This window comes from Wenyingzhuangia gracilariae (genome assembly GCF_056387575.1).
This window is the reverse complement of record NZ_CM150748.1, coordinates 3,217,533-3,243,694: the sequence shown is the minus strand read 5'-3', so window position 1 is coordinate 3,243,694 and position 26,162 is coordinate 3,217,533. Positions and strand designations below refer to the sequence as shown.

Annotated in this window: 27 protein-coding genes; 12 read left to right on the top strand and 15 right to left on the bottom strand. The window is 31.7% G+C overall.

Annotation, left to right across the window (positions count from 1 at the left end):
* Position 1: 1 nt before the first annotated feature.
* Both ACY2IJ_RS14295 and ACY2IJ_RS14290 read left to right on the top strand, forming a co-directional pair.
* Positions 2-1,339 (top strand): dihydroorotase, encoded by a 1,338-nt coding sequence (locus tag ACY2IJ_RS14295; RefSeq protein ID WP_476724993.1) that lies wholly within the window; start codon positions 2-4, stop codon positions 1,337-1,339.
* 4 nt (positions 1,340-1,343) lie between these two features.
* Positions 1,344-1,745: a DUF4296 domain-containing protein gene (locus ACY2IJ_RS14290; protein ID WP_476724992.1), complete on the top strand. Its 402-nt coding sequence runs from the start codon at positions 1,344-1,346 to the stop codon at positions 1,743-1,745.
* 11 nt (positions 1,746-1,756) lie between these two features.
* Here the strand turns inward: ACY2IJ_RS14290 and ACY2IJ_RS14285 are convergent, their stop codons facing one another.
* The 6 genes from ACY2IJ_RS14285 to rseP form a co-directional block, all read right to left on the bottom strand.
* Positions 1,757-2,143, bottom strand: coding sequence for a DUF423 domain-containing protein (locus ACY2IJ_RS14285; protein ID WP_476724991.1), 387 nt, complete (start codon positions 2,141-2,143; stop codon positions 1,757-1,759).
* 5 nt (positions 2,144-2,148) lie between these two features.
* The gene (locus ACY2IJ_RS14280) at positions 2,149-2,844 is read right to left on the bottom strand and encodes a tRNA1(Val) (adenine(37)-N6)-methyltransferase (protein ID WP_476724990.1); all 696 of its coding nucleotides are present in this window, start codon (positions 2,842-2,844) and stop codon (positions 2,149-2,151) included.
* 44 nt (positions 2,845-2,888) lie between these two features.
* Positions 2,889-3,416: a ribosome maturation factor RimM gene (gene rimM, locus ACY2IJ_RS14275; RefSeq protein ID WP_476724989.1), complete on the bottom strand. Its 528-nt coding sequence runs from the start codon at positions 3,414-3,416 to the stop codon at positions 2,889-2,891.
* Between the two features lie 18 nt (positions 3,417-3,434).
* On the bottom strand, positions 3,435-3,980 hold the full coding sequence (locus ACY2IJ_RS14270; RefSeq protein WP_476724988.1) for a 30S ribosomal protein S16: 546 nt from the start codon (positions 3,978-3,980) through the stop codon (positions 3,435-3,437).
* Positions 3,981-4,076: 96 nt separating this feature from the next.
* The gene (locus ACY2IJ_RS14265) at positions 4,077-5,918 is read right to left on the bottom strand and encodes a cation:proton antiporter (protein WP_476724987.1); all 1,842 of its coding nucleotides are present in this window, start codon (positions 5,916-5,918) and stop codon (positions 4,077-4,079) included.
* A 120-nt stretch (positions 5,919-6,038) separates the two neighbouring features.
* Positions 6,039-7,367: an RIP metalloprotease RseP gene (gene rseP / locus ACY2IJ_RS14260; protein ID WP_476724986.1), complete on the bottom strand. Its 1,329-nt coding sequence runs from the start codon at positions 7,365-7,367 to the stop codon at positions 6,039-6,041.
* Positions 7,368-7,479: 112 nt separating this feature from the next.
* On the opposite strand from rseP, the gene ACY2IJ_RS14255 reads away from it, so the two are divergent.
* The gene (locus ACY2IJ_RS14255) at positions 7,480-8,151 is read left to right on the top strand and encodes an SCO family protein (RefSeq protein WP_476724985.1); all 672 of its coding nucleotides are present in this window, start codon (positions 7,480-7,482) and stop codon (positions 8,149-8,151) included.
* A 98-nt stretch (positions 8,152-8,249) separates the two neighbouring features.
* Here ACY2IJ_RS14255 and ACY2IJ_RS14250 read toward each other — a convergent pair whose 3' ends face one another.
* Entirely contained in the window at positions 8,250-8,900 is a 651-nt protein-coding gene (locus ACY2IJ_RS14250; RefSeq protein ID WP_476724984.1) for an HD domain-containing protein, read from the bottom strand.
* Positions 8,890-9,462 carry a 5-formyltetrahydrofolate cyclo-ligase gene (locus ACY2IJ_RS14245; protein ID WP_476724983.1) on the bottom strand — a complete coding sequence of 191 codons (573 nt, stop codon included), beginning with the start codon at positions 9,460-9,462 and terminating at the stop codon, positions 8,890-8,892. The genes ACY2IJ_RS14250 and ACY2IJ_RS14245 overlap by 11 nt, the downstream gene beginning before the upstream one ends.
* A 64-nt stretch (positions 9,463-9,526) precedes the next feature.
* On the opposite strand from ACY2IJ_RS14245, the gene ACY2IJ_RS14240 reads away from it, so the two are divergent.
* On the top strand, positions 9,527-10,528 hold the full coding sequence (locus ACY2IJ_RS14240; RefSeq protein ID WP_476724982.1) for an NAD-dependent epimerase/dehydratase family protein: 1,002 nt from the start codon (positions 9,527-9,529) through the stop codon (positions 10,526-10,528).
* Here the strand turns inward: ACY2IJ_RS14240 and ACY2IJ_RS14235 are convergent.
* Both ACY2IJ_RS14235 and guaA read right to left on the bottom strand, forming a co-directional pair.
* Positions 10,520-12,655 (bottom strand): LysM peptidoglycan-binding domain-containing protein, encoded by a 2,136-nt coding sequence (locus ACY2IJ_RS14235; RefSeq protein WP_476724981.1) that lies wholly within the window; start codon positions 12,653-12,655, stop codon positions 10,520-10,522. The two genes, ACY2IJ_RS14240 and ACY2IJ_RS14235, sit on opposite strands and share 9 nt — an antisense overlap.
* Positions 12,656-12,809: 154 nt before the next feature.
* Positions 12,810-14,342 (bottom strand): glutamine-hydrolyzing GMP synthase, encoded by a 1,533-nt coding sequence (guaA, locus tag ACY2IJ_RS14230; RefSeq protein ID WP_476724980.1) that lies wholly within the window; start codon positions 14,340-14,342, stop codon positions 12,810-12,812.
* A 190-nt stretch (positions 14,343-14,532) separates the two neighbouring features.
* On the opposite strand from guaA, the gene thrS reads away from it, so the two are divergent.
* The 5 genes from thrS (at position 14,533) to ACY2IJ_RS14205 (ending at position 18,667) form a co-directional block, all read left to right on the top strand.
* Positions 14,533-16,476: a threonine--tRNA ligase gene (gene thrS / locus ACY2IJ_RS14225; protein WP_476724979.1), complete on the top strand. Its 1,944-nt coding sequence runs from the start codon at positions 14,533-14,535 to the stop codon at positions 16,474-16,476.
* An 86-nt stretch (positions 16,477-16,562) separates the two neighbouring features.
* Positions 16,563-17,081 carry a translation initiation factor IF-3 gene (gene infC / locus ACY2IJ_RS14220; protein ID WP_476726569.1) on the top strand — a complete coding sequence of 173 codons (519 nt, stop codon included), beginning with the start codon at positions 16,563-16,565 and terminating at the stop codon, positions 17,079-17,081.
* A 104-nt stretch (positions 17,082-17,185) separates the two neighbouring features.
* The gene (gene rpmI, locus ACY2IJ_RS14215; protein WP_167189369.1) at positions 17,186-17,383 is read left to right on the top strand and encodes a 50S ribosomal protein L35; all 198 of its coding nucleotides are present in this window, start codon (positions 17,186-17,188) and stop codon (positions 17,381-17,383) included.
* A gap of 160 nt (positions 17,384-17,543) precedes the next feature.
* A complete protein-coding gene (rplT, locus tag ACY2IJ_RS14210) occupies positions 17,544-17,888 on the top strand; it encodes a 50S ribosomal protein L20 (RefSeq protein WP_476724978.1) in 345 nt (114 codons plus the stop codon).
* An 86-nt stretch (positions 17,889-17,974) separates the two neighbouring features.
* On the top strand, positions 17,975-18,667 hold the full coding sequence (locus ACY2IJ_RS14205; RefSeq protein WP_476724977.1) for a TerC family protein: 693 nt from the start codon (positions 17,975-17,977) through the stop codon (positions 18,665-18,667).
* Between the two features lie 155 nt (positions 18,668-18,822).
* Here the strand turns inward: ACY2IJ_RS14205 and ACY2IJ_RS14200 are convergent, their stop codons facing one another.
* The 4 genes from ACY2IJ_RS14200 to pta form a co-directional block, all read right to left on the bottom strand.
* On the bottom strand, positions 18,823-19,755 hold the full coding sequence (locus ACY2IJ_RS14200) for a hypothetical protein (RefSeq protein WP_476724976.1): 933 nt from the start codon (positions 19,753-19,755) through the stop codon (positions 18,823-18,825).
* Between the two features lie 61 nt (positions 19,756-19,816).
* Positions 19,817-20,497, bottom strand: a complete 681-nt coding sequence (locus tag ACY2IJ_RS14195; protein ID WP_476724975.1) for a Crp/Fnr family transcriptional regulator — start codon at positions 20,495-20,497, stop codon at positions 19,817-19,819.
* Positions 20,498-20,611: 114 nt separating this feature from the next.
* The gene (locus ACY2IJ_RS14190) at positions 20,612-21,802 is read right to left on the bottom strand and encodes an acetate/propionate family kinase (RefSeq protein WP_476724974.1); all 1,191 of its coding nucleotides are present in this window, start codon (positions 21,800-21,802) and stop codon (positions 20,612-20,614) included.
* A gap of 3 nt (positions 21,803-21,805) precedes the next feature.
* Positions 21,806-23,899, bottom strand: coding sequence for a phosphate acetyltransferase (gene pta, locus ACY2IJ_RS14185; RefSeq protein ID WP_476724973.1), 2,094 nt, complete (start codon positions 23,897-23,899; stop codon positions 21,806-21,808).
* A 95-nt stretch (positions 23,900-23,994) separates the two neighbouring features.
* Here pta and ACY2IJ_RS14180 point away from each other — a divergent pair, with 95 nt between their 5' ends.
* Positions 23,995-24,519 (top strand): DUF1697 domain-containing protein, encoded by a 525-nt coding sequence (locus tag ACY2IJ_RS14180; RefSeq protein ID WP_476724972.1) that lies wholly within the window; start codon positions 23,995-23,997, stop codon positions 24,517-24,519.
* Between the two features lie 50 nt (positions 24,520-24,569).
* On the opposite strand, the gene ACY2IJ_RS14175 is transcribed toward ACY2IJ_RS14180, so the two are convergent.
* A complete protein-coding gene (locus ACY2IJ_RS14175) occupies positions 24,570-25,190 on the bottom strand; it encodes an FKBP-type peptidyl-prolyl cis-trans isomerase (RefSeq protein WP_476724971.1) in 621 nt (206 codons plus the stop codon).
* A gap of 71 nt (positions 25,191-25,261) precedes the next feature.
* Here ACY2IJ_RS14175 and ACY2IJ_RS14170 point away from each other — a divergent pair, with 71 nt between their 5' ends.
* Both ACY2IJ_RS14170 and ACY2IJ_RS14165 read left to right on the top strand, forming a co-directional pair.
* Entirely contained in the window at positions 25,262-25,648 is a 387-nt protein-coding gene (locus ACY2IJ_RS14170) for an RNA-binding S4 domain-containing protein (RefSeq protein ID WP_476724970.1), read from the top strand.
* 10 nt (positions 25,649-25,658) lie between these two features.
* Entirely contained in the window at positions 25,659-26,159 is a 501-nt protein-coding gene (locus ACY2IJ_RS14165) for a phosphoribosyltransferase family protein (protein WP_476724969.1), read from the top strand.
* Positions 26,160-26,162 lie beyond the last annotated feature (3 nt).

Sequence of the window (26,162 nt, the reverse complement as noted above, 5' to 3'; positions counted from 1 at the left end):
TATGGGATGTACTGTTATTAGAGGTGCTAAAATTGTGAACGAAGGAAAAATTTTTAAGCGAGATGTTTTAATTGAAAACGAAATTATAAAAACCATTGCTAAAGACATTAAAATTCCAAAAAGTGCAACCGTTATAAAAGCCAAAGGTAAATTCTTAGTACCAGGAGCTATAGATGATCAGGTACATTTTAGAGAACCAGGTTTAACACATAAAGCCAATATAGCCACAGAAAGTAGAGCTGCTGCAGCTGGTGGAATTACTACTTTTATAGAAATGCCCAATACAGTTCCCCAAGCCACTACGCAAGAGTTGTTAGAAAATAAATTTACCATAGCCTCTAAAGACTCTTACATTAACTATTCTTTTATGTTTGGAGGAACCAATGATAATTTGGAAGAATTATTAAAAACCGATCCTAAAAAAGTAGCCGGAATTAAATTATTCTTAGGTTCATCTACAGGAAATATGTTGGTAGATAATCCAGAAGTGTTAGAAAAAATATTTTCTTCTACAAACATGGTTATTTCAGTTCACTGTGAAGATGAAGAAACCATTAAAGCAAACATGCAAAAAGCTTTAGAAGAATTTGGAGAAGATATTCCTATTGAACAACATCCAGTGATTAGAAGTGCAGAGGCTTGTTACCTATCATCTTCAAAAGCGATTGAATTGGCAAAGAAAACAGGAGCTCGTTTGCATATCTTTCATTTATCTACCGCTATTGAAACTGAATTGTTCAGAAATGATATTCCTTTAAAAGAGAAAAAAATTACATCTGAAGTTTGTGTACATCACCTAAACTTTAACAGCGATGATTATGCTAAAAAAGGAACTTTTATCAAATGGAATCCGGCTGTAAAAACTAAAAACGACCAGGGTGCTTTATGGAAAGCTTTGTTAGACGACAGAATTGATGTAATTGCTACAGACCATGCTCCACATACTTTAGAAGAAAAACAAAACATATACACCAAAGCACCAAGTGGTGGTCCTTTAGTACAACACGCTTTACCTGCCATGTTAAATTATGTAGACCAAGGAAAAATAACTATAGAAAAAGTAGTAGAAAAAATGTGCCACAACCCTGCTATTCTTTTTGAAATAGAAAAAAGAGGTTATGTAAAAGAAGGATATTATGCTGATTTGGTACTTATAGATCCTGAAAAAAAATGGACTGTACAGAAAGACAATATTCTTTACAAATGTGGATGGAGTCCATTTGAAGGAACCACATTTAACAATTCTATTACCCATACATTTGTCAACGGAAACTTAATTTATGACAATGGTGTTTTTAATGATGATGTTAAAGGAAAAAGAATCACTTTTAACAGATAAGGTTATGAAGTCTTTATTTTACACTTTACTACTATTTTTTTTATTTGCCTGTAATAGCAATACCATCCCTAAAAAACCTAAAAATTTACTTTCTAAAGATAAAATGGTTGCTATTTTAGTAGATACTTATGTTGCTAAGGTTGCCAAAAACACAGTGAACCAAAATGGAGATAGGAATGTAAACTACCATTCACTTATCTTTAAAGAACACAATACCGATTCTTTAAGTTTTAATAATAGTTTAAAATACTACACATATGATATTAAACAACATCAAGAAATCTTAAAACTAGTAGAAGTACAATTAGAAAAAAAAAGAAAAAAGGTGGAAGAAAAGTTAAAAGAAGAAACTGAAAGGGAACTAAAAAAAGCAGAAGAACTTAATAAAAAAGATACTGTTCAATAAAAAAAACGACTTTAGCTTCCTAAAGTCGTTTTTTCTTTTAAGGCATATATTGCAATCATTAGCCAGCCTACCAACAATAAAGTTCCCCCTAAAGGTGTTATAAACCATACGTATTTAGAAGGCACCAAACCTGGAGCTAAAAGGTAAATAGAGCCTGAAAACATTACAATTCCTAAAACCAATACATTGGCTATTTTCTTTTTTTGACGGACAGATAGTATCGGTAATACAACTACCAACAATAACAATAGACTATGAATTGCTTGATACCTAACTCCTGTTGCAAAACTATTTAATTCCGTTGCAGACAATACATTTCTTAGTCCGTGTGCTCCAAAAGCACCTAAACCTACAGACAAAGCTCCACTAACTGCTGCCATAACAATATACTTTTTCATACTTACTACATTTTTAAATAAAACAATTCTGTTAATTCAATATACGCTTTTGTGTAAACATGTCTATCTATCTCAATAGTTAAATCATTGTTTTCACAACTTTCTTTCTTTTTGGAAAAACAAAGCAAACTTCTCTTATATTCTAAATCATCCCTACCTTTAACCCTTGTTCTTTTGTTTAGAAAAAGACCTATCTGTTCTGCCAATAATATAAAACTAGCTTCTTCTTTATAGGGAATTATATAAGCGCATACTCCATTATCCGTTAGCAACTTATTAGAATACTTTAATAATTTCTCAAAAGACAATCCATCAACATGTCTTGCCAAAGTTCGTTTTGTTTTTTTAGACTTAAAAGTATCTGTAAAATAAGGAGGGTTGGAAACGATTAAGTCATATTTTTTAGTAGAAGTATAAAATTCTAATCCAATATTTTGTAATCGCAACCGATTACCCCACTTGGAATTTTTAAAATTTACTTCTGCCTCATCACAAGCATCTTTATCAACCTCTATGGCATCAATGTTTGCTATCTCATTTCTTTGAGCCAACATTAAAGCTATTAGACCTGTACCTGTACCTATGTCTAAAATTGTTTTTTTTTGAGCCACAGGAGTCCATGCTCCTAACAAAACACCATCAGTTCCCACTTTCATGGCTGATTTGTTTTGGATGATAGAAAATTGTTTGAATTGAAACATTAAGATTTTTTACTAGCGTAAAAATACAAATGTTTACTAAGAATTTATGACAAATACATATCAATTAGACCAGGCGGAGTTTCTAAAACCACTCGTTTTCCTTTTCTGTCTATTTCTTTAATAAATTCATCAATCATTGGAATTAAAACCTCCACTCCATTGTTCTCAATTTCAAACAATGCTTGTGCTGTTGTGTCATTAATTCCATTTACAATTCCAAATTCACCGTAGTTTACATCTACTGCTGTAAAACCTAATACTTCGTGAAAATAAAATTTGTTTCCTGTTAATTTGGGTAAGAATTGAAGAGGCAAATAAATTCCAGAATTCATAATTGCATCAGCATCTTGCTCTGTATCAACTGTTTCAAAACGAACACGCAGTTGATTTCCTTTTTGCAATAAGCTTTCTTCAATAAAAAATGGAATCAAATCTTTGCCATGTTCCACAAAGACTGATTCCATATTTTTGTAAAGTTCGGGTTCATCGGTATCTAGTTTGATAACAACTTCTCCTTTAAAACTGTGCTTTCTAACGATTTTACCTAAATAGAAACATTCTTCTTTGCGCATAAAATCGTGTTTTAGAAATTACTCAGCAGCTTCTTCTTTAGACTCTTCTACAGCTTCTTCAGTAGCGTTTGCTGCCTCTTCTGTAGCTTTTGCTTCAGCTAATAAAGCTTCTTCAGCTTCTTTTGCTGCTGCAATACGTGCTTCGTTAACAGCTTTTTCTGCTTCTAATGCTTTTGCTTTTTCTGCAGCTTGCTCAGCAGTTAAACCATCTTTTTTAGCTTGAATAGCAGCTTCTTTAGCTTCTACCCACGCTTTAAATTTAGCTTCTGCTTGTTCTTCTGTTAAAGCTCCTTTTTTAACACCACCTTGTAAGTGTTTTTTTAACAAAACACCTTTAGTAGATAAAATTGTTTTTGCAGTATCAGTAGGCTGTGCTCCGTTTTCTAACCATTTTACAGATGCATCTACATCTAAGTCTATGATTGCTGGATTGTGATTTGGGTTGTAAGTTCCTAATTTTTCTAAGAATTTACCATCTCTTTTTGCACGAGCATCTGCTGCTACTACGTAGTAAAAAGGTTTTCCTTTTTTACCGTGTCTTTGTAATCTAATTTTTACTGACATAATTTTAAATTGTGTAGGTTCACGACCTACGTTATTAATTTTTGAGAATGCAAATATACATTTATTTTTTTACTCCTTGCTTTTTTTAATCAAATTTCACTTGTCTATAACTATCTGTTTTTTAGACAGTGGCTCTCCTATATATATCAATTTACAGTTCTTTCCTATAACTATTTTATTGTTAGCTGCAGCAATTACATACAACTCTCCTTTTTCATCGGCTACAAATAAAGGAATTGTATTGGGTTGCTCTGTTAATTGTTGATGTTTTTCTGTAAAATCTTCTTGAGAATTTATAGGAATTTCATTGACCTGTGGATATTCTCTAATCAACTCACTAAATCTAATAAAATCATCTTCTAATGATAAAAAATTGGCATTTTCGTCTCGTTTTCCATCACTTAATTCTGTTTCGGAAACAAATCTAAACGCTGAAGAAGGATCTATTCTTTTTCTAAAACTATGAATGGTGTGTGTGTTTACTTTTTTACTACCTGTTAACGCTAGTAAATACCCCATATCTGCAAATTCTATATTATCACTAACATCATCCGAAAACACATCTACAACTTCGGCATTTAAGCCCATATCTTGTGCTAATTTTATTTTATCTGCATTGTTGTCTATCAACACTACATATCTATTTCTTTTTTCTAAATACTTTGCTATTACTCTAGAAACTTCAGAAGCCCCCACTATTAAAATTCCTTTAGAAGATCTTACATAAACTCCTAGCAATCTTGCTACCAATCTTGCTGTCGTAGCATTTAACAATACAGTTCCTAATACAATTACAAATACCAATGGTGTAATATATTCTGCTCCTGGCTCTCCTTTTGCAACCAGTTTTAATCCGAATAAAGAAGCAATACCCGCTGCTACAATTCCCCTTGGGCCTACCCAGCTAATAAAGGTTTTTTCTGTAAATTTTAATCCAGATCCTTGGGTACTTAAAAATACTCCTAACGGTCTAACTACTAAAATAATGACACCAAACAATGCTAAGGTTTGCCAATTGTTGATTAAATCAAAATCCTTAACATTCATATTGGCAGATAGCAAAATGAATAGAATTGAAATTAACAATACACTTAAAGACTCTTTAAAATCTAAAATTTCTTTTAAATGAGGCATGTCTATGTTTCCTAAAACCATTCCCATAACTACTACAGAAAGTAAACCTGATTCGTGCGCAAAAGAATCTGACAGCACAAAAACCCCTAACACATAAGCCAACGTAAATACATTTAGCAAATATTTAGGAACCAAACCATTTTTAAGAATAAAATTAAAGGCATGAGCAAACGTAAAACCAAAGGTAAATCCAAACAAAACTATTTTTCCAAACTCTATAATTGCTGTTTGTGTATAATCCCCTGCATTTTCTATACTTATAAACTCAAACACCAATACTGCTACTAATGCACCAATAGGATCTATTAAAATACCCTCCCACTTTAAAATGGCAGAAACGTCTCTTTTTAATCTAATGTTTCTTAAAATGGGTGTAATTACAGTAGGTCCTGTCACAATAATTAAGGATGAGAATAATAAAGAGATTGACCAACTTAAATGAAACAAATAATGCACCGCTATTCCCGCTCCAAAAAAAGTAATAATTGTTCCTATGGTAATTAACCTCATAATAGATGGACCTACATTTAAAACTTCTTTTTTCTTTAAAGTAAGACCTCCTTCAAACAATATAATACTAATGGCTAAAGACACAAAATAAAAAAGACTTTCCCCTGCAAACAAACCATTGGTTCCGTTCCAAACAGGTTCTATCCATTTAGAACCATCGTTGGTAATTAAAGTAGAAACGGGTCCTACCGTTAAACCTATTAATATTAATGGTAAAATAGCAGGTAGTTTTAATTTCCATGCTGCCCATTGTGCTATAATTCCTAAAATAATAATTCCTGCTAATTCTATCATCTATACAAATGTTTGAAATTCTAAAATACTTATTTTTTATAAAATTTGTAGTATAAAAAAAGCTGCTTATTAATAGTTAATAGCAGCTTTGCATTTATCTGATAATTTTAAGTTATTTTTTTAAAACCACCCCATTACTAGTTTGTATAAATCATTTCCGTTGGCAAAAGCTAATAGCGATAATAACAATACAAATCCTGTAATTTGAGCATATTCTAAAAACTTATCTCCTGGTTTTCTTCTTGTTATCATTTCATACAAAGTAAAAACTACATGACCTCCATCTAGAGCAGGTATTGGCAACAAGTTCATAAATCCTAACATAATAGATAAGAAAGCTGTATTAGACCAAAACACTTTCCAATCCCAAACAGGTTTAAATATTTTTGCTATGGAAATAAACCCTCCCATGCTGGTTGCTCCTTTTTTGGTAAACACATATTTAAACTGTCCCATGTAATCTTTTAAAGTCCAGTATGCTGCTGCAGATCCTTTAGAAATACTTTCTGCAAAACTATATTGTTTGTGTTCTACTGTTGCAACTTGGCTTGTAATAAAAAGAGGAGCTACTCCAATTTTTTGATCTTGTGGTGTTACAGTAAGTGTTACTAAAGAATTATTTCTTTTAACGACTACCTCTAATGGATTGTCTTCTGATTTTTGAATTTTTTCTGTAAAATCTGTCCAATAAGGTGTTTGGGTTCCATTTACAGAAACAACTTCATCGCCTTTCATAAATCCTGATTTAAATGCTGGTTGATCAGCAATTACAGAATCTATAACTGCAGGAAATAAGGGTGTAAAAGGCTCCATTATGTTTTGTTGCCACATTTGTTTTCCTATATTTTCTGGCACAGATAGTACTTCTGTTGTTCCATCGGCATGTAAAACTTCTATATTTTTAACATCTCTTAAAAACAAGAACTTACTTACTTTTAAAACATTCTCTACGGGTTTTCCATCAATGGCTAAAAAAGTATCACCATCTTTAAATCCAAATTGCTTAAAATGTTCGTGAATAGCAAATCCATTTTTAATTCCTTTTGGACTTACGGTTTCTTCACCCCAAGCAGCAAAAATCATAATGTAAATAAGAATTCCTAGTATAAAGTTTACAATCACCCCTCCTAACATAATAATCAATCTTTGCCATGCCGGTTTTGATCTAAATTCCCAAGGTTGAGCTGGTTGTTTCATTTGCTCTGTATCCATGCTTTCATCAATCATACCTGCAATTTTAACATAACCACCTAAAGGAATCCATCCTATTCCATAGACTGTTTCTCCTACTTTTTTCTTGAATAGAGAAAATTTGTAATCAAAAAATAAATAAAACTTTTCTACTTTGGTTTTAAATAGTTTTGCAGGAATAAAGTGTCCTAATTCGTGCAATACAATCAATAAAGAAAGGCTTAACAAAAACTGCCCTGCAATAATTAAATTTTCCATGTAATAATGTAATTCTTTTTTAAGTCGAACAAATGTACAACTTTAATTATGTGTTCTACTTTTTTTGACTAAAGTTTCTAAAATGCTTTGTAACTTTGATAAAATTTTTAGCATGAAATCAAACTTTTTTGCCAAGTCTAAATACACCTTTATAGCCATGGGTGTATTGTCTGTTATTATTATTTCTTATTTATATCATTTAAACAGCAGAGCAAAATCTTTGCCAATATATAACCCTATAGATATTAATCCTAGATTGGTAGATGAAAGTTTGCTAAACAAATCTAAAAATCACACTATTGGTTCTTTTACTTTAACAGATCAGGATGGTAAAACGGTTACTGAAGCTGACTTTGATCACAAAATTTATGTTGCCGATTTCTTTTTTACACGTTGCGGAACCATTTGTCCTATAATGACTGACAATATGGCTATTTTACAACAAGAATTTATAAACACTCCTATGGTTAAATTTTTATCTCATTCTGTAACTCCAGTTATGGATAGTGTTCCTGTTTTAAAAACGTATGCCAATGCACATGGTGCGGTTTCTGGAAAATGGCATATTACTACTGGGGCTAAAAAAGAAATTTACAAATTGGCCCGTAAAAATTATTTTGCAGTTTTAGATGAAGGTGATGGAGGAGACCAAGACTTTATTCATACAGAGCAATTTATTTTAGTAGATACCAAAAAACGAATTAGAGGTTTTTATGACGGAACCAATAAACAAGAAATAGAACAAGCTAAAAAAGATATTTATTTACTTTTAGAGGAAAAATAAAACCTCCGGCACCTAAAAAAGATACCGGAGGAAAAAATTGCTATGAAAAAGTTAAGCAGTTGCTTAACATTTATTAGGTCGTAACATAATTTAACTCCTTACAAACTCCCTTCCCATTCTTTGTAAAATTGCTCTAAATACATTTCCATAAACTGATGTCTTTTTTCTGCAATTTGTTTACCTGTTTGGGTATTCATTTTATTTTTTAGCAACAACAACTTTTCATAAAAATGATTGATGGTTGGTGCAGTACTTTTTTTATACTCCTCTTTGGTCATGTGTAAATTTGGAGCTATTTCAGGATTGTACATTCCTCTATTTTTAAAACCTCCATAATTAAATGCTCTTGCAATTCCTATGGCTCCAATAGCATCTAATCTATCTGCATCTTGAACAATATCTAATTCTTTTGAATGAAAGTTTTGCTGTACTTTTCCTCCTTTAAAAGAAATGTTTTCTATAATTTTTACCACGTGCTCTATCACCTCATCACTTACCAATTGTGCTTTTAAAAACTCTTTTGCTATTGTGGGGCCTACTTGTTCATCTCCATTGTGAAATTTAGAGTCAGCAATGTCATGCAACAACGCTCCTAAAGCTACAATTTGTAGATTACAAACTTCTGTTTTAGCAATAGATAAAGAATTTTTATAAACTCTTTCTATATGAAACCAATCGTGACCACCTTCTGCGTTTTTTAATTGTTCTTTTACAAAAGATATGGTGTTTTCTATTAAGTTATTGTTCATTAAAATTGTATATATGGGTGGGTGTTACGCAATAATCTAAAGGAACATCTCCTTTGTAAACGTCTGTAATTTGAGGTTCTGCTTTGTAAAAAGACAATCCTATTTTTAAAACATTTAGTTTGCATTTGTTTAAAAAATCATCGTAAAAACCTTTTCCATAGCCTACTCTATTTCCTTGTTCATCAAATGCTAACAAAGGAACAAAGACCACGTCTATATTATTTTCTGGCACAGACAATCCGTTTTGTGGTTCTGGAATTCCATAAGAATTTACCGCTAATTTTGTGTTTTCTGTTAATAAAACATGAGATAGTGTATGTTCTTTAAAGTCTGATTTAGAAACAACAACCTCTTTATTTCTAGCAAATAAAATATGTAAAATTTGCTCTGTATCTATTTCTTTTTGATTGGCAATACTTAAAAATAAATGATAATAGGTTTTATCCCAAATATCTAATTTTAAAAGCTGATTGGCTATTGCCATACTTTTAGCTGTAATATCCTCTTCTGACAAGGAGGCTCTTAGTATTTTGTACTTTTTTCTTAATTCGTTTTTAATCATTTTAAAAAACTTTGAAAAACAAAATTAACAATTATAATCACCTAAAATTGATTATTTTCGAGTTATGATTTTAGTTACAGGAGGTACAGGTTTAGTAGGAGCACATTTGTTATACAATTTATGTAAAACAAACAGCCAAGTAGTGGCTATTTATAGAACTAAAGAAACACAAAACACAACCAAAGAAATTTTTGAATTGTATGGTAACACAACAAACTATCAAAACATTATCTGGAAAAAAGCTAACATTATTAATATTCCTGAACTAGAAGCTGTTTTTAAAGGAATTACACATGTTTATCATGCTGCAGCAAAAGTATCTTTTAACACAAAAGATAGAGAGCAATTAAGAAAAATAAACATAGAAGGAACTGCCAATATTGTAAACTTGTGCATTCAAAACAAGATTCAGAAACTTTGCTATGTTAGTTCCATAGCTACGCTTGCTAAAACTCCTGGTATTGACTTTATTGATGAGGATTGTGAATGGAATCCAGAAGGTGATCATAGCGATTACAGTATTACCAAGTACGGAGCTGAAATGGAAGTCTGGAGGGCATCTCAAGAAGGAATACCTGTAGTAATTGTAAACCCTGGTGTTATTTTTGGATTTGGAGCTTGGAACGTAAACTCTAGTCAATTATTTAAAAAAATAAAAAAAGGACTTTCTTTTTACACCTTAGGAATTGTTGGTGTTGTAGCTGTACAAGATGTTGTAAACGCTATGGTAACACTAATGAATAGTACTATTTATAACAAACGTTTTGTACTGGTTGCAGAAAACCGTAGTTACAAATCTATTTTTGACTTAATTGCCAAACATTTAAATGTACATCCTCCAAAATACAAAGCAGGCAGAATAGCTACAGAAATTACATGGAGATTGAATAATTTTATTACTGCCTTAACTTTTGGAATTGTTAATTTTGGACTAAACAAATACAGCGCTCGTGCTGCACACAAAAAAAGATATTACAAGGGTGATGCTATAAAAAAGAGCGTAACCAATTTTAGTTACACTCCTTTTGATAATGTGATTCAGGAAATTTGTTCTAAACTACCTTAGTCTAATAATTTTTAAACCTTCTTGTTTGTTGTTTTCTACTGCATTTACAAACACCGATTGATTTTCTTTTACTGGAACACCGTTTTTAACATAATAAAAAGCTTGTTTGTATCTATGCGAAGCTCCAAAAACATCTTTAGCTTTTTTTCCTTTTATAGTTCTTAAAACAGCATCGTACGTTACATTAAATCCTTTTATAGCATAATCACTAGGATATGCATTGTTCATACGCAAATACGCTTTCTCAAAACTTTTGTTTTTAACAGCTATATACTCTACCTCATCAGTTGCGTAAGTATATTTATATTTTGCCAATGTTTCGTATGATATTTTATTAGCATACTCCGATTTTTCAAAAGACAATATTCTTAAAGGGGTTTCCAACAATGTATCTTTCTCTTTAGGTACTAATCTTGCGTTATTAAACACATCGGCAGTTATTACGTTGCTATTTTCTGCTATTAAAACCCAATTGGCTTGTTCTAATTTTAATTTTGCCAAAAAATCTTGTCTAGAAATGTATCCTTTAGACAATGTTAAAAGTGTTACATCTCCTTCTATAGCATTTCCTAGACTATCTCTTTTTACTAATGTTTTTTGATAAGCTCTTAACTGAGCTATATTCTGATTATCACCTACAATAATTAAGTGTTCTCCTTTTCTATTTTCTTTAATAAAAGCAAGTACCTCTTTCTCAAACAAATCTCTATGAGTTGTCGTTTTAATAATATTACTGTTTCTAAATCTATTTTGTTTTTTAGAGTAAATAGGATAATACACCGGAACCGATGGAAATTGTGTAGCTACATACATGGTATTGTTTGTATACAACGGACCTATAATTAAATTTGGATTCAACGCTTTTATAGATTCTATTTTTTTATGAATTGAATCTACAGACTTTTCAGTATCAACAACCGATACATTAATTTTAACTCCTTGTTTTTGTAGTGAGTCAATAGCCATTTTTGCTCCCATGTAAAAATCAGAAACAATACTTGGCAACCCTTTAGGATTTGCAAACAACACTTCTTGTGTTAGTGTATCGTTCTTTTTAAAATCAAAAGGCAACATAATCATGGTATTTATAACTTTATCTACCACCACAGAGTCTTTAAACCATTGATGATCTTCAAACAAAACATGTTGTTTTTTTAATCCCACCAATAAATTCCCTCCGTTTTCTAAAATAGAATCAAAGCTAGGATTGATGGATTTTAAAGAATCTTTACTAACTCCTAATTCCTCTAACACTGTTTCTATTGAATCTCCTTGTTGGTAAGTATAAGTTAAAGGAGTTCTCTTGTAAATAGGAGCCACAGTACTTGTAGTAACTTTTGTAATTACTTTAGTTGGCAATTCCAACACAGACCCTATTACCAAACTATCTGCAACCACAGTATCATTTACGGCCAACAACTCGGCAACACTAATACCATATTTTCTAGAAACACTATACAATGTTTCTCCTTGATTTATAATATGTTTATTTGGAGCTATTTCTTTTGATGGTGCTGGAATTTTTAATACCGTTCCCAATTTTAAACCTTCTGCTAAAAGTTCTGAATTTGCTTTTTTTAATTCAGGAATACTAACTCCATATTTTTTAGAAATCCCATACAAAGTTTCTTTAGGTGCCACTGTGTGTGTGTTTACTTTTAAAACTAATGGTTCTGGTGCTTGAAACAGAATTGTTAATTCCTGACCAATCTTTAACCCATCAACAGCCAAAACAGGATTTTGTTTAATTAAACTAGACATTGTTATATTGTATTGTTTAGACAAACTATACAATGTTTCTTTAGGCTTTACAATGTGTGTAACAATAGAATCTTTAGATGAGTTTGTTGTGCTAAAAAAACCTCCTCTTACATCTGCTCTTTCATCTTTAGGATGCTTTACAGCTTTAAATTTTCTTGATGGAATTTTTACTATTGTTTTTTTCTTAGGCTTTTTAGGAATTTCTGGATTTGCTTTTAACAATGCGCTATAACTCACGTCAAATTTCTCTGCAATATCTTTTAAGGACTCTCCTTTTTTAACTTTATATTCTTTTAGTTCTTGTGCCGATAAAGAAAGGCTCATTACCATAAACATTAAACTAAAAACTCTAAATACTCGTTTCATATAGGAATTCATTTTCAAAACACAATATTACATATATTATACCAAATATAAGGACCATCAAAAGTTAAAAACAAACCTCTGAACTTTAAAACAGATACAAATAAAAACACCAACCTTATTATATAGGTTGGTGTTTTTATTTTGTCTTATAAATTTATTCCCACTCAATTGTTGCAGGTGGTTTAGAGCTAATATCGTAAACGACTCTGTTTACTCCTTTCACACTGTTTATAATTTTGTTTGATATTTCTTGTAAAAAAGGATAAGGTAAATCTACCCAATCAGCAGTCATACCATCGGTAGATTCTACTGCACGTAAAGCAACTGCTTTTTCATATGTACGCTCATCTCCCATTACTCCTACAGATTGTACAGGTAATAAAATAGCTCCAGCTTGCCATACAGAATTATACAATCCGTGATCTTTTAATCCTTGAATAAAAATATGATCTACTTCTTGTAACATGGCTACTTTCTCTGCGGTAATATCACCTAAAATACGAATTGCCAATCCTGGTCCTGGAAAAGGATGACGTCCTAACAATTCAGGATCAATTCCCATAGATTTTCCTGCTCTACGAACTTCATCTTTAAAAATCATACGCAAAGGCTCCACAATCTTTAATTTCATAAAGTCTGGTAAACCTCCTACATTATGATGAGATTTTATAGTTGCTGAGGGTCCTCCATCTGCAGAAACAGATTCAATTACATCAGGATAAATAGTTCCTTGTGCCAACCATTTTACATCTTCTATCAAATGAGCTTCTGCATCAAAAACATCTATAAATGCTTTTCCAATGGCTTTACGTTTTAACTCAGGATCAGACAATCCTTCTAATTCCTTTAAGAATCTTTCAGAAGCATCTACACCTTTTACGTTTAAGCCCATTCCCTCGTATTGTTTTAATACGCTTTCAAACTCATTTTTACGTAACAAACCATTGTTCACAAAAATACAGTACAAATTGTCTCCAATAGCCTTGTTTAATAACACAGCCGCTACGGTAGAATCTACTCCACCAGACAATCCTAAAACAACTTTATCATTTCCTACTTTGTCTTTAATTTCTTGAACCGTAGTTTCTACAAAGTTATTTGGTGTCCATTCTTGAGCAACTCCTGCAATTTTTACTAAAAAGTTTTCTAACAATTTAGTTCCATCTGTAGAATGATATACTTCTGGATGAAATTGAATTGCATAAGTATCTTCTCCTTTAATATGATATGCTGCATTCTTTACATCTGGAGTACTTGCAATACATTCATAATTATCTGGTAAACTTAAAATAGTATCAGAGTGGCTCATCCAAACTTGACTTCCTTCTTTAATTTCATCAAATAAAGGATTGGTGTGGTCTAAGAAAGATAAATTGGCTCTACCATATTCTCTGGTATTTGATGCTCCTACTTCACCACCAAAAAAGTGTGCTAAGTATTGAGCTCCATAACAGATACCTAATAATGGTTTTTTACCTTTTACCTCTGATAAATCAATTTTAGGAGCATTTTCTCCTCGAACTGAATGTGGAGATCCTGATAAAATAACTGCTTTGTAGTCAGCAAAATTATATTTTTCGCTGTTGTATGGGTGAATTTCACAATAAATGTTCAATTCTCTCACTCGACGAGCTATCAGCTGCGTAACTTGAGATCCGAAATCTAGAATAAGTACTTTTTGTTGCATGCGCAAAAGTAACTTTTTATTCAATGATTTAAAAATTTAAAAGTCAAAGAATCACATTCAATTTTAACAACCTCTAAAACATACCATTACATGCAACTTAACTTATATAAAAAGGTTTTGAAACTTTAATTTTGTTTGTTTTAAACTTACAATTAATACCCTATCTTTGCTCAGCAAAAAAATATCTATAATGATTAATATTACTTTACCCGATGGAAGTGTAAGAGAGTACGAAAAAAACAGTACTCCAATGGATGTGGCTATGAGCATTAGCCAAGGTTTAGCCAGAAATGTAATTTCTGCAAGCTTTAATGGACAAACCGTTGAAACCAAAACCCCATTAACCACCGACGGTAATTTAACCTTATATACGTTTGACCAACCAGAAGGAAAAAAAGCTTTTTGGCATTCTTCTGCACACGTACTAGCACAAGCCATTCAAAAATTATATCCTGGTGTAAAATTAACCATTGGACCAGCTATTGAAAATGGTTTTTACTACGATATTGATTTTGGAGACCACAAAGTATCTGAAAATGATTTTCCTAAAATTGAAGCTAAATTCTTAGAATTGGCTAGAGGTAAGCACGAATTTACGTTACGTGAAGTTTCTAAAGCTGATGCTTTGGCAAAGTACAAAGAAGAAAACAATCCGTTTAAAATTGAGTTGATTGAAAACTTAAATGACGGAGAAATTACTTTTTGCGACCATGATGATTTTACAGATTTATGTCGTGGAGGTCATATTCCTAATACTGGAATTTTAAAAGCTGTTAAAGTAATGAGTGCTGCAGGTGCTTATTGGAGAGGTGATGAAAAGAATCCTCAATTAACACGTATTTATGGAATTTCATTTCCAAAAGCTAAACTGCTTAAGGAATATTTAGAATTGTTAGAATTAGCAAAACAACGTGACCACCGTAAACTAGGTAAGGAATTAGAATTGTTCACTTTTTCTCAAAAAGTAGGTCAAGGATTGCCTTTATGGTTGCCTAAGGGAGCTGCTTTAAGATCTCGTTTAGAAGATTTCTTAAAAAAAGCACAAAAGAAAGCTGGTTACGAAATGGTAATGACACCACATATTGGGCAGAAAGAATTATATGTTACTTCTGGTCACTATGAAAAATATGGGGAAGATAGTTTTCAACCTATCAAAACTCCAAAAATGGACGAGGAGTTCTTGTTAAAACCTATGAACTGTCCGCACCACTGTGAAGTTTTTAATTACAAACCTTATTCTTATAAAGAATTACCAAAACGTTATGCAGAATTTGGTACTGTTTATAGATATGAGCAAAGTGGAGAATTACACGGAATGACACGTGTACGTTGTTTTACACAAGATGATGCTCACATTTTTTGTACCCCAGACCAATTAGATCAAGAATTTAAAGATGTAATTGATTTGGTACTGTATGTATTTGGTTCTTTAGGTTTTGAAGACTTTACAGCACAAGTATCTTTAAGAGATCCGGAAAACCCAGAAAAATACATTGGTTCTGATGAAAATTGGGACAAAGCAGAAAATGCAATTATAAACGCAGCCAAAGAAAAAGGATTAAATTATGTTGTAGAAACAGGTGAAGCTGCATTTTACGGTCCTAAGTTAGACTTTATGGTTAAGGATGCCTTAGGAAGAAGTTGGCAATTAGGAACCATTCAGGTAGATTACAATTTACCAGAACGTTTTGATTTGACTTACAAAGGGTCGGACAACGCAGACCACAGACCTGTGATGATTCACCGTGCTCCATTTGGATCTATGGAACGTTTTATTGCAGTATTACTAGAACATACCGGAGGTAATTTTCCACTTTGGTTAATGCCAGAACAAGTTATCATCCTACCAATCAGTGAGAAATATCAGAAATATGCTGAAAAAGTTTCAGAATTGCTAGAAAATTCCGAAATTCGCACGCTAATTGACGACCGAAATGAAAAAACAGGTCGAAAGATTAGAGATGCAGAGGTTAGCAAAGTTCCTTACATGATTATTGTAGGAGAAAAAGAAGAAGGAGAACAAAGTGTTTCTGTAAGAAAACATGGAGAAGGAGACTTAGGAACTTTTTCTATACAAAACTTCATCAAACACATATCTGATGAAATAACCAAAGCACTAGTACCATTTAAATAGAGTTTAATTTTCTTGTAGCAATACAAGAGTAAAAATATAGAGCCATAGCAATTAAAAGAAGAAGGTCAAAAGGACCTGCAAGAGTAATTAAAGAAAATCCACACAGAATCAACAACGACATTCGTTACGTGGATGAAGTTCGTTTGGTTGGTGAAAATGTTGAAATAGGTGTATATCCTATAGCAAAAGCCAAGCAGATTGCAAGAGAACAAGAGTTAGATTTAGTAGAGATTTCTCCTAAAGCGGTTCCTCCTGTTTGTAAAATTATAGATTACAAGAAATTCTTGTACGAGCAAAAGAAACGTGATAAGGTTATGAAAGCGAAAGCGACTAAGGTAACCGTAAAAGAAATCCGTTTTGGACCTCAGACTGATGAGCATGATTATGAATTTAAAAAGAAACATGCTATTAAGTTTTTACAAGATGGTGCTAAATTAAAAGCATATGTATTCTTTAAAGGTCGTTCTATTATATTTAAAGATCAAGGTCAGATTTTATTATTAAAATTGGCTCAAGAATTAGAAGAATATGGTAAAGTAGAACAAATGCCAAAATTAGAGGGTAAACGTATGATTATGTTTATTGCCCCTAAGGTTAAAAAGTAGTGAGCAAATTTTAAACTACTATTAAAAATAAAAAACGTCTTTGTTCACAATACTGTGTACTCTGTACTAAAAAAGAATAAGCAAGAATTAAAACTTAATTAGAGATGCCTAAATTAAAAACAAAATCTAGTGCTAAGAAGAGATTCAAAGTAACTGGAACTGGAAAATTAAAAAGAAAGCACGCTTTTAAAAGTCACATCTTAACAAAGAAGTCTAAAAAGCGTAAATTAAAATTAACTCACGACGGTTTAGTTCACAAGAACGACGAAGCGAGTATTAAAAACATGTTAAACTTAAAGTAATTTAAGTTTACAGGGAATATTAAATTATTAACCATGGAGTGGGCAAATAACAATTAACAATTATACAGTGGACAATACAACAATTAGAATCATCGTATTGCTAATTGAAAATTGAAAATTGTAGATTGTAAATGGCCTTACTACAAAACACATTGAAATTATGCCTAGATCAGTAAATTCAGTAGCCTCAAGAAGAAGAAGAAAAAAAATCTTGAAGCAAGCAAAAGGTTACTTTGGTAGACGTAAAAACGTTTATACAGTAGCAAAAAATGCGGTTGAGAAAGCAATGTCTTACTCTTACCGTGATAGAAAAAACAAGAAAAGAACTTTCCGTGCTTTATGGATTACTCGTATTAATGCGGGTGCACGTTTACATGGATTGTCTTATTCTCAGTTTATGGGGAAAGTAAAAGCTAACAACATTGAGTTAAACCGTAAGGTTTTAGCAGATTTAGCTATGAACAACCCAGAAGCTTTTAAGGCCATCGTCGAAAAAGTAAAATAATTTTAAACAACATCTTGCTTATATTTAACCCTCTAACTTGTTAGAGGGTTTTTTAATTTATTACATTTGAGCAAAAAATTGAAACCATGCTACAAGAAATCATTATCCCCTTAATATCATTAGTGTTTTTAGAAGTGGTATTAGGAATTGACAATATTATTTTTATTTCTATACTTACAGATAAACTTCCTGAAGAGAAAAGAGACAAACTACGTGTTATTGGATTGGGATTGGCTGCTGTAATGCGAATTGGTTTGCTTACTGTTGTGTCTTGGATTTTAAAACTAGACAATCAATTATTTTCAATATTTGGATTAGGCTTTAGTGGTAAGAACATTATTTTGCTAATTGGTGGAATTTTCTTGTTATACAAAGCTAGTTCAGAAATATTTCATCACACAGAAACTGATGTTCAAAAATCTGATAAGAAAATTAAGAATCCAACATTTGCCAATTTGTTAATTGAAATTTTAATTCTAGACATTGTTTTTTCTATTGATTCTATAATTACCGCTGTAGGAATGGTTACAAACCTATATGTTATGTATGCTGCTGTAATTATTAGTGTTTTAATTATGATTTTTGCATCTAAACCCATTGTAAATTTTATCAATAAACATATTTCTTTTAAAATTTTAGCTCTTTGTTTTTTAATGATGATTGGAGTCTCTTTAATTGGTGAAGGATTGCATTTTGAAATTCCTAAAGGATACATTTACTTTTCTATGTTATTTGCCTTTTTAGTAGATTTAATACAAATTAAAACGGTTAAAAAATAAACCCAAACAAAAAGCTCGATAGAAATTCTATCGAGCTTTTTTATAGTTTATAATATTGTATTGTTGTTCTTAGAAAAACTAAATCTTGCTGACAATTAAAAGGATCCTTATCAGTTATAAAATCACTAGAACTACTACTCCCCCTTTAGGATATTTTATTTTCTAACAATAGTTCCTGTAGGAAAACTAGATAAATTGGTTTCTAAATTATGAACTGTAGGAGCCAACTCTGCTGTCTCACTTACTACTCCTACTAAAGGTTTTATAGAGAAAGGAGCTGGAGAGTTATCTGGATAAGGCTCTAAAGAAATAACAGCTGTTTTCCCTCTAACATCTAAAGGAAAATCTATTCCAGTAGGTGCATTTAATAAAAAATCTTCACCTGGAATTGGGGGACCAGCATTTGCTTCGGCACCACTAAATTGATTAGAAGCATCTGCTTCTGTAAAACTGGTAAAAGTTCCTGTAGAAATTGGTGTTCCATTAACAACAACCCAACCTTCATACCTCCACCCCGAGGTAGTTTCTAATTCTGGCATACCTCCTAAACCTGCTGTTGGTGGTGCTGCAGGAGTTCCAAACCAAATTCCGTATTCATCATTTCCATTATTTGTTCCTGTTTCATCTGTTGGAGTTCTTAAAAAATAGTTTCCCCAAGCTCCAGAAAATTCACCATCTCCATTACTATTAATTCCAGGAATGGTAGTTGCTACAACACTCGCTGAATTTCCAGAAAATTTTGCTACTAAAATTTTTGTTGCCGATGGTGCTGGATCTGAATCTACTTTAGGCTCTATGGATAATACAAAATTGGTAGCGGTTGCTAAACTTGATTCATCTACACTAAAAGAATTTGCAGACCACTCTCCTTTCTCGTTTACAGTAAATATTCCTGTAGATATTGGACTTCCGTTTACAATGATCCAACCCTCGTAAACAAAATCACTTCCTAAATTTGACAATCCGTTTATAGATAACTCTAAATTGTTAGCGCTTTCTACTACAGATTTGTTATCATCATCATTGTTACAAGAGCCAAGCAACATTGCCAATGTCAAAACACCGGCAGTAAAAAAATTCTTATTCATCTTAAATTGATTTTTGATTATAAAATCAAATGTAGAATAGATTCTTTTTTTGTTTTGTTAGCTAGCTAACACTAAGCTCTTTTTTTAAAATAATTTTAGTTCGGGTAAATTCTATTTGTCCTTGCTCTTTCAATTCATTTAAAATAATATTTAAACTGGGTCTAGAAGCTCCTATCAAATTAGCAATGTCTTTTTGTGTATATGGATGTTCTATTTCTATGGTTCTGTTAGCTGGGTTAGGCACTCCAAAATCTTTAGACAAATCTATAAGAAATTCTACAACTCTTGTTTTGCAATCTTTAAACATTAAAATCTCTAACCTTCGTTCTAATTTTTTTATTCTGTAATTGATGAACTTATAAATATTTAAAGCAAAATTTTGATTGTCTCTCATCAAATCATGCAAGGTAGTTACCTCAATAGGACAAACTGTGGTTGTATTGTTTAACACCTGTGCAAATTCACTTCTGGTATCTTGACCTAACAATGCTTTTTCTCCAAACACTTGTCCTTTGCTTAAAATGGCTTTAACAACTTCATCTCCATCAGAAGTATAATACCCTACTTTTATTTTTCCTGATTGAATTAAATAGAGTTTGTTAGCTCTATCTGACGAGAAATAAACATAATCGTTCTTTTTAAAATCTATAAACTGATGACATGATGCATATTCTTTAAACTTGTGAGGGCAAAGTTTCCCAAATAGATTTACATTTTCTATAAACCAAAAATGTTGAGACATGTGTTTAGGGTAATAATTAGCATCTTATAAGTCGTACAAAACATAACTTTATTACACAAAAAACCCTCTATCAATAAAATAGAGGGTTTAGATTTTTATTTAATTACAAACTACCTATACTAGTTCGTAAGCTTGTTTTGCTATTTCTAACTCTTCGTTAGTAGGGATAATTAAAATTTTTACTTTGGAGTTTTTAGCCTGAATTTCTGTTAGTTTTTTGGGTCTTTGGTTGTTTAAATCTTCATCTATTTCAATACCTAAATACGTTAATTCTTTACAAATCAACTCTCTAATTTCAATACAGTTTTCACCCGCTCCGGCAGTAAAAACAAGGGCATCTAAACCATTCATAGCTGCTGTGTATGCACCAATGTATTTTTTTACCCTATATGCGTATAATTCCAAAGCTTCTTTACAATCGGCATTTCCTTGTTCTGATTGACTTACCAAATCTCTAAAATCTGAATAACCTGTCATTCCCAACATACCACTTTGTTTGTTGATTAAATCGCTTACTTCTTCCCCAGAATACCCTAAGTTTTTAACCAAATGTACAATAACTGCAGGATCTATATCTCCAGTACGAGTTCCCATAGCCAACCCTGTAGTTGGTGAAAACCCCATAGAATGATCTACACAAATTCCGTCTTGCACAGCAGACACAGAAGCACCATTTCCAATATGTAGAGTTATTAATTTGGTTTGTGTTGTTCCTAAAAATTCATTGGCTTTTTCTGAAACATATTTATGACTGGTTCCATGAAAACCATAAACTCTAATTTTTTTCTCTTCTGCCAACTGTTTAGGCAATGCATATTTGTAAGCTTTTGATGGCATGGTTTGATGAAAAACTGTATCAAACACTACTACTTGTTTGGCTTGTGGAAATAAATCTTCACAAACTTCAATTCCTAATAAATGTGCCGGATTGTGTAAAGGTGCTAAAGAAAACAACTCTTTAATTTCTGCTTTTACCTCTGGAGTTACTATTTCTGCTTTGTCAAACAAACTTCCTCCGTGTACAACTCTATGTCCAATAGTTTGTAAATCTTCTTTTTTGGCAATTACTCCTACTTTTTCATCAAACAAATGAGATACTAATAAAGACAAACCTTCTTTGTGATCTGCAATTGCTCCTTCTATTTTAATTTCATCACCGTTAACAGGTTTGTACACAAAATTTGAATTTTCTTGCCCTATTCCAATACGTTCTATTAAACCTTCGCAAACTACTTTTTCTGCAGGCATTTCAATCAATTGATATTTAATAGATGAACTCCCTGAGTTGATAATTAATACATTCATATTTTATAATTCTTGTGCTTGTATAGCGGTAATGATTACGGTGTTAAAAATATCGTCTACGGTACAACCTCTACTTAAATCGTTTACAGGTTTATTTAATCCTTGCAACATAGGACCAATAGCCAATGCTCCGGTTTCTCTTTGTATTGCTTTGTACGTATTGTTTCCTGTATTTAAGTCTGGAAAAACCAAAACAGTTGCTTTTCCTGCCACGTCTGAATTTGGCATTTTACTTTTTGCTACTCCTGCATCTACAGCAGCATCGTATTGAATAGGTCCTTCTATTTTTAAATCTGGACGTTTTTCTTTTACAATTTCTGTAGCAGTTCTTACCTTGTCTACTTGAGCTCCTTTTCCTGATGAACCTGAAGAGTAAGACAACATAGCCACTCTTGGTTCTATACCAAAATTAGCGGCTGAATCTGCTGATGAAATAGCTATTTCTGCCAATTGTTCTGCTGTTGGATCTGGATTAATAGCACAGTCTCCAAAAATAGCGACTCTGTTTTCCATACACATAAAAAAGATAGAAGAAACTACAGACACTCCTGGTTTTGTTTTAATAAACTGTAAAGCTGGTCTAATGGTGTGTTGTGTGGTGTTTACAGCTCCAGAAACCATTCCGTCTACCATTCCTTTATGAACCATCATGGTACCAAAATAAGACACATCTGTCATAGTATCTTTGGCCATATCTAAGTTCATTCCTTTGTGTTTTCTTAATTCGTATAAGGTATTTGCAAAGTATTCAAAATACTCAGATTCTATTGGGTTGATTACTTTAATTTTATCAAAATTAAGCACCACTCCATTTTTTTCTGCTTTTTCTTTAATTTCATCTAAGCTACCCAACAGAACAATATCAACAATATTAAGCGTAGCCAACATAGCTGCTGCTTCTAATATTCTTGGATCGTTTCCTTCTGGCAATACAATTCTTTTTTTGGTTTTACTAGCTCTATCAATCATATTGTATTGGAACATCTTTGGTGTCATTCCATTTACTTTAAATTTGATGAGTGCATTGGTTAATTCTTCTGTAGGAACGTATTTATCAAAAATTCTAAGCGATGCTAAAATTTTATCGGTGTTCTCTGAGTAAATTTGTGCTTGTACATTGGCTACATTTGTGGCCGCTTCAAAAGTTCCTGTTTTTACAGATAAAATTGGAACAACATCAGACAAACCATCAATTAATTTTAAAATTGTTTTTTCTGGTTTTAAACCTCCTGTTAATACAATTCCAGATACTTTTGGATAGTTTTTAGAACTGTTTGCTTGTAAAGAACCTAAAATAATATCGGCTCTATCTCCAGGTGTTACCACCAAATAGTTGTCTACATAATGCTCTAAATGATTTCTTAACTGCATGGCTCCAACTCCATAGGCACTAATAGGATTGTTCAAACCATTTTCTCCAAACAAAACCTCTGCATTTAATTCTCTTACAATTTCTGCTACCGTTGGGCTAGATAATTTGTTAGAATAAGGAATAACCGATTTAACAACAGCTTTTGGAAGTATGTTGTTCAAATGACTTTCAATCATTTCCTTATGATTCTTATTAGCTTTGTTCACAACAACAGACAATACATTTACTTGGTCGTTGATAAACGTATCGTAAATTAGTTTGGTATTTTCTATTAAGTCATGAACAGAAATTCCTTTTTTAGCTTTGCTAATAATCAAGGCAGGAATTCCTAAGTTTTTAGCAATCATTACATTTAATTCTGCTTCGTAAGAGGTGGCATCTCCTTCAAAATCTGTTCCTTCTACCAAAACAAAATCGTATTTAGATTCCATTTTTTTGTAGCGTTTGATAATTGTATCTATAATTTCTCCGCTTTTTCCTTGATTTCTTTTAGTAATCACTTCTTTGCCTGTAAACACGTAGGCATCTTTGTAATCAATATCCAAATCAAAGTGAGACAAAATAGTCTCTATATGAAAGTCTTTTTGATTTTTTCCAATAGTAATAATAGGTTTTAAATATCCTACTTTTGTAGTTTTCCCTAACAGCAATCGCATTAAACCAAGGGTTACAATAGATTTACCACTGTTAGAATGTGAAGCAGCAATGTAAATAGCTTTACTCATAATAGTTCTATAGTTTTAAACAAAAATAATACATCATTATTCTAAATAACATAATATATGTCATACTTTTAAAAAAAAATACTGTTTAAATTGATATGATATACATAGTGCTTTTAAGGGGAATAAATGTGGCTGGTAAAAACAAAATTGTTATGAAAGATTTTGTTTCTCTTTTAACCAATGTTGATGAATTTACAAAAGTTAATAGTTATATACAAAGTGGAAATTTTGTAATAGAAAGTAATCTTATTGATTCAAGAGCTATTTCATTAATTATAAAAGAAATTATAAGTACAAATTACAAATACAGTATTGATGTTTTTTCATATCATTTAGAGCATTTTATAGAGCTAGTAAACAGTCATCCTTTTCAAAAAATGGAAAAAAGGAATTACTTTGTTTTTACGCGAAACGGATATAAAAATCTTAATGCATTTAAAGAAAAAGATTTTGGGAATGATCGTTACCAAATTAATTCTGAAATCATACATATATGTTACAACACAACATACAGCAGCTCTAAATTGAATAACAACAGCATAGAAAAACTATTAAAAACTACAGCAACTACCCGAAACTGGAATACGGTTCATAAATTAATTGCCATGGCCAATACATAAAAAAAGCTCCAATAAATTGGAGCTTTTTTTATGTGTATATACTTACTGTTTTATTCTTCATCATCTCCTACTTTACCTACAGATCTTAATACAATTTTAAATATCAACGTTTCGTTTTCAGAAATTAAACCACTTCCAAAATTTTGATAAGCCAAACCAGATGGTACAATCATTAATCCCTCTCCAGAGTTGCTATATTGTCTTGGTAAAGTTGGATCATCTTCATTAGATTCACCTTCTTTAAAACTAGGCAATCCAATTTGCCAACCTGGAATTACAGAGCTTAAATCTAAAAAAGCATCGTTTACCTTGTTTTCTTGATACAATTCGTTTTCTAAAGACAACAACTCATATTCTATATTTACAATATCATCAGCATCTGGACTTTCCCCTGTTCCCTCAACAGTTTCATAAGTATACATGGTGTAATCAATATTTATATAGTTGGTTGTGATTGCTTTTAAATTGGTATCCTCAGCCAAAGATGTTTCCCCTTCTACCAAATCTTCAAACAGACCACTGTCTGTACTATAATAATGAGTAGCCAAATAGTTTTCTATTTCTACTTTCTCTTTTTTATATTGTCCAGCATGATCAAACACCTCTGTATCTTCCTGACATCCAACCACTAATACTGCAAAAGCAGCTACTATTATTTTTCTAAAATTCATTATCTATTGTTTTTCAAGCCGCAATTTACAATTTTCATATCTTAGCCAAAAGAATCACGTATAAATTACCAATGAGAATTGACAAATACTTGTGGACGATTAGAATGTTTAAAACTCGATCTTTAGCTACCGAAGCTTGTAAAAAAGGTCATGTTAAACTTAACAATGTTAATGCCAAACCTTCAAAAGAAGTTTATATTGGCGAAAAATTAATTGTTCGTAAAAATCAAATCAACTATCAGTTAGAGGTTTTAGACATTCCTCCTAACAGAGTAGGTGCCAAATTAGTAGACTTATATAGAAAAGACACAACTCCAAAAGAGGCTTTTGAACGTGAAGATATGTTAAAGTTTGCAAAAGATTATTACAGAAAAAAAGGAACCGGTAGGCCTAGCAAAAAAGACCGAAGAGATTTAGATGAATACCAAGAAAATGGTATTTTTGACAATGAAAATTAAATTCATATCCATGAACAAGTCTATTATATTAAACCATAAAGAAATCACTCAAAAAACAAGAAGAATTGCTTTTCAAATTTTGGAAAGTAATTGTGAGACTGATGAAATTATTTTAGCTGGAATAAATGGAAATGGGTTTATTTTTTCTAAACACTTAAAAAAGCATTTAGAAGAAATTAGCGACCTTAAAATAACTTTATGTGAGCTTTATTTAGACAAAAAAAATCCTTTAGCAGAAATTACAACCAGTATTTCTGAAAAAGAATATGAAAACAAAAATATAGTTTTGGTTGATGATGTTTTAAACTCTGGTAAAACCTTAATTTACGGAGTAAAACATTTTTTACACGTTCCTTTAGCTTCTTTTAAAACAGCTGTTTTGGTGAACAGAAACCACAAACAATATCCTGTAAAAGCAGATTTTAAAGGCTTATCTTTATCTACCTCTTTACAAGAACACATAGAAGTAGATTTTAGTCAAGAAAACAATGCTATTGCCTACTTGTGTTAAGAA